The sequence below is a fragment of the Herminiimonas sp. genome, from assembly GCF_030645555.1.
Classification (GTDB): Bacteria; Pseudomonadota; Gammaproteobacteria; order Burkholderiales; family Burkholderiaceae_D; genus Oxalicibacterium.
Window position 1 is genome coordinate 1 of sequence record NZ_JAUSME010000209.1, and the last position, 10,714, is coordinate 10,714.

Sequence of the window (10,714 nt, forward strand, 5' to 3'; positions counted from 1 at the left end):
CACATAAAGATTAAACTTGGAAAGTGAAGTTGGCATGCGCTTCTCCGTTAGAGAATATTTATTGTTTTCGCCAGGATCCCGTGCCCAGGAGAATTTTATAGCAAGTTATGTAGCATGCTGCCATACGTGATCAAAGTGAGCAATCGCACATCTATGGGATATTAGAAGGGACTTCCTGTCGCGCTACAGCAAAGTTACTGAAATATTCTCGTTCGTTTGCGACTGAGTACTTTTGATCGTTGAGCTTTGTCTATCATCGTCTTTGCGTCACGGCTAGTGACAGCCTTCCCGGATTCCCACAAGCGATGCTCATGTTGTCTGATGCGCACCAGGGAAACGAAGCCGCACAATGGAAGATCATCAATGAAGGGGATTGCCATGACCGAGCGCAAAATCGAAGTAAGCAATTCTGACCGCAAGTCTAAGCAGACCCAGACTCCGGTTGAGCAGGCAGAAAAATCAGGTTCGCAGCAGCCGGGGCACAATCCATCCCGGCGCATCAGTGCAGACCATGCGGCTGCTACAGACCCTGAAGGAAACGCTGAAGGGGTCAATCTGAACAATGCCAATCCGGAGCCGCCGGAAGTATCGAAAGAGAAGCTGCGACAAAACGCTGAAGATAGCCATAAGCTTGATTCGCCTGCGAGAACAAACGATTCGACCGTGGATCCCAACAAGCCTGAAGATGAAATCCTGCGAGGCTTTCATGGCGGTTAGCCTTGTCGTGCAGCCCAACGGCATAGCTCTATTCCTGCATGAAGAGCCAGCTTGTCTGAGCTTGCTGGTGGTGATACGCTGTAGGATCAATTACCCCTTACCCAGAGGAGACATTCATGACCAAGCAAAATAACGAAGCAAAAAACAAAGACGACGAATTGAAGGATCGTTCGCATCGTCCTACTATCGTTCATGAAACGGTACCTGGTGAAGATCCTGTCCATTCAGGCAAAACGATTACGCGTGCGGATAAAGACAAAGCTGCCTCCAGCACTGCGGATGAAGATACAAAATAAGAAGTAAATGCAAAAAAACGCGCCACGTAAAGTAGGCGCGTTTTTTTTCGACTGTTTTTCGCGAGCTGCCTGTATCGAAGGGCGCGCTCCGCTGATGCGACGTTAGCGACTGTAAAAATTACCCGGACGGTGGTCTTTATAGTCCGGTATGCCATCCCGGTCCCGGTCGCGCTCCTTGTAGTCAGGTACGTTGTTGCGGTTGCGATCCAGTTCACGCTGGTCTGGTACGCCGTTATGGTTGCGGTCTGCTTCCCGCTGATCGGGTATCCCGTTGCGATTGCGGTCTATCTCTCTGCTGTCTGGTATGCCATTGCGATTGCGATCAATTTCGCGGTTATCCGGGATGCCGTTGCGGTTGCGATCGTAATTGGGGGTGTTGGGGTAATACGGCACTTCTTCGCGATACCAGGTCGTGCCGCCTATGGAACTGCCGTAGCTGCGTTGCTCTATGTAGGTGCCGCCCTGATTGCGATAGCCGTAACCATCGTCTACAGCGCAGGCTGTGAGTGAGCATGTAATGAGGATGATGCTTGCTGTCAGCTTTTTCATTTTGATCTCTTGTTTGGGATTACGTATCTATCTTACGATGCGCCTATCCTGCTTTGCCAGCTTTGTTGTAACAAAGGATGTCCACCTCGGGCAAAAAAATCACTGACAGCCTTGCGCTGTTGTTTCGTCAAGCGACTCTGGGAGTGGCTTCTGTTCTGGCGGCATGCACGGCCATCTCGCGCAGGTGTCCATGTTCGTCATGATGCGCAACCATCCTGCGTATTCCCTGCCATTGAACGATATGTTCTGCATCCAGCCTGGCATAGTCGGCAAGCTCTGTGGTTGCAACCGGGATCGGAACGTGTCGTCGCGTTGAGTCGCGAAAGCGCAGGTATTCCTTGAGTGCCCACAAGAGCAGGGAGCCGCACAGCAGCACCACCACCATGCTGTAGGTAAAGAGCAGATGCCTCAGATTAAGCAGCTCCTGCGCGTACTGTACTTCGCTGTATGCATGGTAGATGCCCATACCCCAGGCGACCAGGGTAATGAGCGGTACCCACAGATAGAGAAACAATCCCCAGAACACGACGGTGAACAGGCCGCTGCCGATTTTGCTTGGCATCGATACCAGACCGGGCATGTTTAATATGAGCTTCAGGCGCGGTCTGTCTTTTTTAGTCTTCATGGTTGATCTACCTTGGCGATGGATGTTTGCAATGGTGCCGGACGCATCACGCCGTCGGCCGCCGTCCCGGTATTGCGTGAGTCGACTGGGCTGAGGCCGCGATCCGGGCTGACCCAGACTGCGCGTTTGCCGCGGCGACGGAATAGAACCTTGGGCACAGACCAGATGGTGGTGAACATATTGAGCATCCAGTACAGCAGCGGATACCAGATCATCCAGAAGTAATGACGGAATGCCTTCTTGTCGTAATGGCGGTCGAGTATCATGCCGGTTAATACCTGCAGCAAACAGGTAGTACCGATCGCTACACCGTGCCAGCTCGGTATGATTGCCACCTGCCATTTTTCCGGCAGCGGAATGAATAGATCGAGCAGCCACAACATCAATACCGTGCCCATCGCGAAGGCCCACAGCACTGACATGATGTATTCAATGTAAATGAGCCACATGCGGCGCAAGCGCCATGCGCCAAAGATATAGCCGTACTTGGCTATCGCCTGGATGCCGCCCATCGCCCAGCGCAGGCGTTGCTGCCACAGCCCCTTGAGCGTCTCCGGCATCAGTATCCAGCACAGTGCACGCGGTTCGAAGCGCACATCCCAGTGATGCAACTGCATCTTCCAGCTGATATCGATGTCTTCGGTCAGCATTTCCGGACTCCAGAATCCGACATCGAGCAGGGCACGGCGACGAAACATCGTGACGACGCCGGATACTGTGAACAGCCGGCCGTAAATCCTTTGCGTGCGTTTGATCAAACCGACTATCGAGGAAAATTCGCCGACCTGCAGACGTCCGAGCAGGGTTGAGCGCGTGCGGATGCGCGGATTGCCGGTGACGGCACCGAGGCGCGGGCCGTTTTCAAAATGCTGCAGCAGCCATGGAATGGCATCGCGATCCAGTATCGCATCGCCATCGATGCACATCAGGAATTCGCTTTTCGCGATCAGGGCTGCGGTATTCAGGGCGACGGCTTTGCCCTGATTGCGCGCTTGATGAACCACGCGCAGCATAGGGTGCGTTTGCATTAACTCATCGAGGATGACGCCTGTATTGTCCTTGCTGCCATCGTTGACGCAGATGATTTCGTAGTTAGGATAATTCAGTGTGCTCAAGGCCTCGACGACGTCGCGGATGTTATCGCCTTCGTCAAAGCAGGGAACGATGATGGAAACCGATGGCAGTGACGTGAGTTCGGCGAGCGGATCGGTTTGATGCAATCCGGTGCGCTCGTAACGCAGGTAGTAGGTAATGCCGCCGATGATCCATACGTAGGCCATGAACAGCGGGTAATAGAAGGTGAATCCAAACAGGATGTTTTCAAATTGCATGGCTTACTTTCGAACCGGATGGGTTTCCACCGATATTTCGGGTTTGATGATGTGCTCTTCCGGCTGATTGGCGTGGAAGTCGTCCGGGTAATAGCCGAGGTTGCGTGCGCCAGCGCTGTGTAGCTGACGCAGTTGTGCCGCCAAGATATTGGATGGAATCGGCTTGCCGGTTTTCCAGTCGCGACTTTGCAGTTCGAACACTGTCGTGCGCAATGCATGGGGTGTTTGTTTGACCTTGCTGATCAACTGATCCAGCCACACAGTGGGTTCTGCTGCACCTTCCATATAAGGCATGGCCATGATGGCGGTGTAGTCATAGGTGGCGAGGAAATTTGGCAGTGTTTGCGCAAACCAGTCTTCCGCTTCAGGATTGAGCACCGGTTGCGCGTAGAGATTGCGCGCTGTCTGCAAGGCAGGCTGGTATATGCGCAGCGTGTCTGCCAGATGCATTGTGAACTCGCTCAGATATGCAGTCTTGCGCGTAGCCCAGGTACGACGCGCCTGCGGATTGTTGCGTATGTCCTGCAATGAACCTTTCAACTTCCATTGATCGCGATAGACGGCGAGCGCGGCCGGGCTGGCGTCTTCGTAATCCGACAGCGTGGCGTCGTCATGGAACAGGACGCCGGCAAAAATTGCATGCTTGCCGAGATCCTCATAAATTTCCGTGATGGCCTTGCGCGCGACGGGATCGAAGGGCGAAAGACGCAGGTAACGATTCTGTGACGCCGATGCCGGCGCGCCTGTCATGGTTTGCACCAGGTGAATGGCGGCTGGGTGCGATGACGGCAACTTGAAAGCCATGACCGGCATCCAGGCAAAGATGCGCACGCCGACCCGGGTCTGCAATTGCCATGCGGCGCGTGCGAACAGATCGCTGCGCATAGGCATGTTGCGGCTTGGGAAATACATCGCGTCTGCCACGCCATCGCCATCCGGATCGGAATATGCCTGCAGATAAACCGTGCTTGGATGCAGGCGATAGATGCGATCCAGCAGTTTGGACAGGTTGGCTTCCTGCACCAGCGGATCGGCATCGTAGACATAATCGAGGTCGACATGGATCACGCGTTCCAGCGGTTGCTCGAGGCCGTCGTAGCTGGCCGGTTGCCGCAGCAATTGCGTCAGCCCCGCAAGGCCGGTATCGAATACCACCAGTGAACGGCGTATGCGTGAGGGATCGTCTTTGGGTGTGTTCGGGCCGGGTTCCAGATTGAGCGAAATCGGCATGCCGGTTTCTGCCGCAATTTTATTGACGATATGGCTGTTGGCGCCATAAGGCCAGACGATTGCGCGCGGACGCTTGCCGGTTTCACGTTCTATCAGTTTTGAACTGCGCAGCAAATCGGCCTTGATGCGTTGTGCATAAGCGGTATCGTTTTCGTAATGCGGGTCCTGCACCTGATAGAGGCGACTGACAGCTGCCGGCATCAGGTTGCCTTGCGGATTGCTGATGATGCCTTGATGCAGGCCATGCGAGTGCGAGGCGACTTCGATCAAACCGGAAGCGGTCATTTCACGTATTTCATCCCAGCTGACGAATTCAGAACGCGGCACGCGTATATCGCCAAACTGCACGGCGCGATCCGCTGGCGTTTGTATCCAGTCGCCGACGATGGCGATGACAGCCGGGTAATTGAACTGCTTGAGCAAGGGAAAGACTTTGGTATAGACGCTGGCAAAGCCGTCATCAAAGGTCAGAAGAATCGCCTTGTCGGGCAACGGCTTCTTGCCGGCACGCGCATCGACGATCTGCTGCAGGCTGACCGGGCGATAGCCATTTTGATCTATCCAGGTCAGGTGTTGTATCAGGTCTTGCGTATCGACAGCGGTCGCTTCCGGCCGCGTCTTGAAGGTCTCGCGTACATTGTCGCGGATGTCGTGATAAGCCAGCACGCGATAGGTTTGCGGCGTATCGTTGGCCGGCAACAGTGTCTGCAGTCGCGGCGTGGCGAGGGCGGCCGTCGATGGTTGCTGCGCATATGCTGCATGCGGCAATAGTGCTGCCGTCAGCAGGGACAGCAGAATTTTTTGCCACCGTATTGATATGCTCGTAGCAGCGCGTATGCGGATTACTGTATTCATCAGGATGTCGCTCATTTGATTGCCCAATTCAGATTCAGATAACCGTAATGGCGTTTCTCTTGCGCGCCATCGTAAGGATGCTTGCTGCTGCCGATGCCGTAGCTCAAGGTGAAGGCATCATCGAATGACCAGGCGTGGCCGTACTGCGCGCCGGACGTTGCGCCAGACGCAAAACCTTGCTGCCAGTAGCGTCCGCCGTACACTTGCACCTGCTGTGTCATCGAGCGGCGATAACGACGCCATGTTTTCCATTCGGCGACGAGCGTGACGGTGGCTTCCCTGTCGCTGGATGGATTGAAATAGACGGCGTTGGATGCGCTGTTGCGGGAAGTAGCCAATCCCAGTATCGAGTCCAGCTTGAACACCGGGCCACTCATCCAGCGTTCCGTCCATGCCAGGGCGGCGGCGTCGCGCCGGTTGTTGTCGCTGAAGCGGGTATTCGATATTTCGCCATCGATGCTGCGCGCTTCGTTCTGCTGCCAGGTCAGTCCGGCTGTCAAACGTTTGGCTGTCACATCATTGTTGAAGGCAGCAGCAGACAGGTCGTTGACATTGCTATCTGCTTCCAGGCGCATCAGCCATGCATCGGAAAAATCCTTCGTCATCGCAAATGCCACGCCGCTGCGATTGGCGCTTTCAATGGCGTGGTTGATCTCTGCTGCCAGACTCAGATCGCGTACACGGTAATCCATGCCGACACCGATTCTGCTGCGTCCAACCTGGGTATTGCCTGCACTGCCTGCCTTCAGGTGGCCATCGGCATGAGAAACATGGCTGAACACGCGATACGGATCGCCCAGCGAATTTGTCAGCGGAGCCGAATAGAGGCGTGCATCGACCACTGATTCCGCGCCTGCGATGCCGCCGCCTTTACCAAATGTGCTGGTGACTTGCAGATAGGGTCTGTCGTAAATATCGAGCTGGCGAGAAAAATTCTGTACGCCCTTGTTTTCCGGATAGTCGTTTTGCAAGGCAGGCAGTACCTGCTTGGCATCGGTGAACTGATTCAATGCGAGCAAGGCATTGCCGCGACCTATTTGCGGCCCGAGGGCCTTGGGATCGTCGATCTGCATCAGTTCGTATTCGCTCAAGGCAGCACGCGGCTGTCCACGCGCGACATGCAAATCCGCCGAGGCAGCTCTGATCTGCTGATTGAATGGTGCATGCTGGCGCAATACAGCAAGGCGATTCTCTGCATCCTGCAAACGCTCGGCATACATGCGTACCAGCACGGTCAGTACGGCGGCTGTCGGATAATCTTCATTCGGTGCCTGCACGCCTGGAATGCCGACGTTGGCGAACGGTGGCGTCGCCAGAAACAAGCGATCGGCCGTCTGTTGCGCCTGATCGTGTTGTTCCACTTCGCTGTACGCATAGGCCAGCCCGATTTGCCACGCGTCGATAGTGGCGACATCGCCGGCACGCGCTTCTTCGATTGCGGAAAGATACAGGTCGCGCGCTGTTTCCGGTTGCTCCAGATATAAATAGGCATCGGCGGCGGCCGCTTTGGCATAAGGCGGGATAGCGATATTGGATGCCTGCAGCGATTGATACAGCGCGACCACTTCGGTCATGCGTTGCCGGTCGCGCAGTGCAATCATCCGATCGAATTCGGTAACCGGCTGTTCGCCGAAACGTTGCGTGACTTTCTGGTTTTCATCCAGTGCAGCATCGGTGCTAGCGAAGCGCGGCTGCCTGTAGTCGACGTTCAACTGGCTTTGCCCGAAGTTGACGGTACGTCCTGCGCCAGCGTGTGCAATTTGACGCTGTTCTTCTGCGCTGAACCAGTCGAGCCTGCGGTCGGCAGTGCGTGCAGCCAGATAAGACATGCCGGCGGCGTTCAGCGCCATGACATAGCTGCGAAAGGCCAGCCGTGATTGCGGATCCAGTCGTACTGCACTTTGATAGGCATTTGCCGCCAGCAGATGTTCGCTGCGGCGCGTATATACGGAGCCCAGCAACATGATCATCTGCACATCTTTGGCTTTGTAGGCAGAAGTAAATTTTGGTAAAAATCCCTGCACATACTGCAGCGCGTCGTCAGGACGCTTTTGTCCAAACATCGCGTCCACCAGGCCGGCGTGCGCTTCATAGTCGCCGGGTGTCGTGCGCAAGACGAGGCGGTAGGCTTTTTCTGCATCGTTCCAGCGCGCCACCTTACCCGCCGAGTAGGCGAGTGACTTCAAGACGTAAGCAGGGGTGTCTGCCTTAAGCAGTTGATCGTAGTAGGCCAGCGCCGTGTTGAACTCTCCAGCCCAGCCGAGCACGACTACCAGGTCGTACAGAATCTTTTGATCGTCGCCATACGTGTTGTGCCACAAGGTCAGTTTTTCTACTGCAGATGCAGTCTGGCCATCTCGCGCGGCGCGGATTACACCGTCATATTCTGCTGGCGGAATGGCTGCATGCGCGATGCCTGTTGCGCTCAAGCCCAATAAGAAACATAACAATCCTGATTTGGCGATTTTCAAATGCTGATATTTTTTATGCATGAAGCAATCTGATTTCTTGATCTTTTAAATCGTTATATTTCAATGGACATGCAGTCACCTCACTGCCGAGCCCGACAGGATGACTTTTCAGGAAGCTGTTTGGATTACGGTGCGTTGAGGTGTTCCATCAGAAAAACAGGGCATGCCAAAGATCGTGCGCTGGCACTGGCCTCATGTTTTCGAATGGGTGCTTAAGTTCGTGTTGCTGGCAGACTGAAGACACTGCCGCAGGATAGGTCGCGGCACCAACGGGTGTATGTGCGCTCAGACACACAGAAGACGATACAAATGTGAAAAGTGCTCGTGCATTTTTTACATGCACTTGTGCTGACTATGCGTATCGCTTGAAACAGCAGAATTATGGGGCACGCGCACTCAGCAGACAGTGCGCTGGATAGCTGCCCTGGTGCTGCGATGCTGAACCGTGGAATGAGAAGGGTGTTGCTGCAGGATCGGCTTAATGCAATCTGCTTAATGCAATTTACTTTTTGCTATCTTCAATTCCTGAAACTGTTTAACCGTTTCAAGTATTTGTGCAAGTTCGTACTCTGCATCCGACTGTATCAGTTCCTTCTCGTCGCTATTGAGCTGGTTGTCGATGACGACCATTTCCACCCGAAAGATGTGCGGGTATTTGTCTGTGATGGCTTGCAGCAGCACATCCAGTTTTTTGCGGCCCCAGGCTTCCTTGATGCGTGCAGCAAGAAACAATCTGAGTATCGTCAGGCTGTCGTCGTCGCTCAGTTCCTGGATGGCGCGTGCTTCTCGATGCAGCCATTCCGGGAATTGATCTGCCGTGATGAAGCCTGGTACGGTCAAAACGGAAACGTGAAATTGCACGTTCAGCTTGTCCATCATTTTCTCCTTGTCGCTTTGGCGTACCTGCGACGCATCCAGTGATGTGTCCAGTTTATACGCGCGGATCAAATCTGGCAGGAGCGTGTGTAATAGCCTTACTTGACCAGCACGGCTGACAGCTTTTCCATCACGCGCGCTACATCTTCTTCCGTCGCCAGGCCGATACGCGGCCAGTTCTGAGCCTTGTTGGTTTCGGTTGGCTTGCCTGTCAGGTACCTGCATTCATCGAGCAGACTGCTCAGTGTTGCCGACGGTATGTGATAGAGCGCGGCAATAGGCTGCACATTGAAGGCGATTTCTGCTTCATTGCCGGGCGCGAGTTCGGTGTGATAGATCGTGATGGTGCCGTTGCGCAGGAAGCGTGCGCCATTCTTGTTGACGAGAGGGCGCGGTGTGCCGAAAAGGTTTTTCAATGCGGTGAGTGCGTTGTCGTATACGGCGTTTTCCATCGTGCTATCCATTCAAATGTGTTGAAACTGCTGGTGACGATATTGTAATCCTCGCGCGCACTGTATTCAGTTTTTGAATGTCATCAACGATATATCGGCACTATTTGCTTATGCATGCTTCACAGCCGGGAGTCATATTGTCGAATGCGCAATAAAGTTTTTCGATTCAGTAAATTGCATTGTCATGTTGACGAATGATTATTTTTTTTGAAAAAATTACACTGTTTTGCCATGTTTATGGGAGAAAAAATAGTGTATTTAACATGTCTTTGGTGAGCGCTTCTCTGCGCGGCATCGAAAGTGAAACGCGCTTATTTCTCATGACACATAAATTTTCAATCAGATGTAACTGCGATCGAAATTTATACACTAGAATCATTTAAAACTAGATACGCGGAGGAGGCAGACGCCGCGATGGTAGCAAGGGCATTTTTCGAATTTTCAGCTACCTACCCCCTTATAAAAAGATGTTGTGATGAACGCATGCTCGGCGTTGATCAGGCAAGAAAAAATTGTTCAGACAAGGGTGGAAATGTCTATCGCATCTGGATCACATCAAAGGATCAGGAAAGAGTGGCTAACCAAGTTGGGGCTGGCTGCCGCTTTTCTGCTGCTGCTGCTGATTTCGTTCGTGACTTTTTACAGCGTCGAGCAGTTTGCGAACAGTTCACGCCTGGTCGAACACACCCATCTCGTCATCAAGCAAATCAATCAAGTCGCATCCGATGTGAAGGATGCAGAATCTGCGCAACGTGGTTACCTGATCACTGGCGACGAAGTTTTTCTGAGTGGGCATCATGATGTAGTCATCAAGCTTCCCAATGCGATTGCGGCATTGCGGGCACTGACGTCCGACAATCCTGCGCAGAGGGATTCGATTGATGTATTGCAAAATCTGGCTGACCAGAAAATGCGTGTCTTGCGCCTGGGGATAGATACCTTGGCGGACCGGAGTGCGATCAGCAACACCGAAATCATGGAATTGGTGGGTGGTCAGGGCCGGTTGCTGATGGATCAATTGCGCGCGCAAGCCGATAGCATGATCTCTCTTGAAGAGAAGTTGCTGCTGGAACGTGCGCAGCAGGTCGAGTCCGAGGCGAAATCAACCAAGCTGTGGATATTGCTCGGTAATCTGCTGGCGCTGGCGCTGCTGATATCGGCTTTCTGGCTGATCCTGTGGGAAATAGCGCATCGTAAAACCGCGCAGCGCGAGATCGAGAAAAGTGCTGCGCAGCTGGAGTTGACGAACAAGGAGCTGGAGAGCTTCAGCTATTCGGTGTCGCATGATCTGCGCTCGCCATTGCGCGCCATC

At 53.7% G+C, this 10,714-nt stretch carries 10 protein-coding genes; 3 read left to right on the forward strand and 7 right to left on the reverse strand.

From position 1 onward, the window contains the following. The first annotated feature begins 378 nt into the window (after positions 1–378). Together Q7T06_RS08050 and Q7T06_RS08055 are read left to right on the forward strand one after the other, a co-directional pair. Complete coding sequence (locus tag Q7T06_RS08050) at positions 379–717, forward strand: hypothetical protein (protein WP_304783137.1); 339 nt, start codon at positions 379–381, stop codon at positions 715–717. Between the two features lie 116 nt (positions 718–833). Continuing rightward, entirely contained in the window at positions 834–1,013 is a 180-nt protein-coding gene (locus Q7T06_RS08055; RefSeq protein ID WP_304783140.1) for a hypothetical protein, read from the forward strand. 102 nt (positions 1,014–1,115) lie between these two features. Here Q7T06_RS08055 and Q7T06_RS08060 read toward each other — a convergent pair whose 3' ends face one another. The 7 genes from Q7T06_RS08060 to Q7T06_RS08090 all read right to left on the reverse strand — a co-directional run bounded on the left by Q7T06_RS08060 (position 1,116) and on the right by Q7T06_RS08090 (position 9,402). Continuing rightward, on the reverse strand, positions 1,116–1,562 hold the full coding sequence (locus Q7T06_RS08060) for a hypothetical protein (protein ID WP_304783143.1): 447 nt from the start codon (positions 1,560–1,562) through the stop codon (positions 1,116–1,118). A 127-nt stretch (positions 1,563–1,689) separates the two neighbouring features. Beyond that, a complete protein-coding gene (gene pgaD / locus Q7T06_RS08065; protein WP_304783146.1) occupies positions 1,690–2,187 on the reverse strand; it encodes a poly-beta-1,6-N-acetyl-D-glucosamine biosynthesis protein PgaD in 498 nt (165 codons plus the stop codon). Then, positions 2,184–3,518: a poly-beta-1,6-N-acetyl-D-glucosamine synthase gene (gene pgaC / locus Q7T06_RS08070; protein WP_304783149.1), complete on the reverse strand. Its 1,335-nt coding sequence runs from the start codon at positions 3,516–3,518 to the stop codon at positions 2,184–2,186. The genes pgaD and pgaC overlap by 4 nt, the downstream gene beginning before the upstream one ends. 3 nt (positions 3,519–3,521) lie before the next feature. Further along, positions 3,522–5,603, reverse strand: a complete 2,082-nt coding sequence (gene pgaB / locus Q7T06_RS08075) for a poly-beta-1,6-N-acetyl-D-glucosamine N-deacetylase PgaB (RefSeq protein WP_304783153.1) — start codon at positions 5,601–5,603, stop codon at positions 3,522–3,524. Positions 5,604–5,614: 11 nt separating this feature from the next. After that, positions 5,615–8,095 carry a poly-beta-1,6 N-acetyl-D-glucosamine export porin PgaA gene (gene pgaA, locus Q7T06_RS08080; RefSeq protein ID WP_304783155.1) on the reverse strand — a complete coding sequence of 827 codons (2,481 nt, stop codon included), beginning with the start codon at positions 8,093–8,095 and terminating at the stop codon, positions 5,615–5,617. Between the two features lie 471 nt (positions 8,096–8,566). Then, positions 8,567–8,950: a hypothetical protein gene (locus Q7T06_RS08085; RefSeq protein ID WP_304783157.1), complete on the reverse strand. Its 384-nt coding sequence runs from the start codon at positions 8,948–8,950 to the stop codon at positions 8,567–8,569. Positions 8,951–9,048: 98 nt separating this feature from the next. Further along, complete coding sequence (locus tag Q7T06_RS08090; RefSeq protein WP_304783160.1) at positions 9,049–9,402, reverse strand: hypothetical protein; 354 nt, start codon at positions 9,400–9,402, stop codon at positions 9,049–9,051. Between the two features lie 532 nt (positions 9,403–9,934). Here Q7T06_RS08090 and Q7T06_RS08095 point away from each other — a divergent pair. Further along, positions 9,935–10,714 (forward strand): sensor histidine kinase (locus Q7T06_RS08095; RefSeq protein WP_304783163.1); only part of this gene is annotated, 780 nt, incomplete at its 3' end.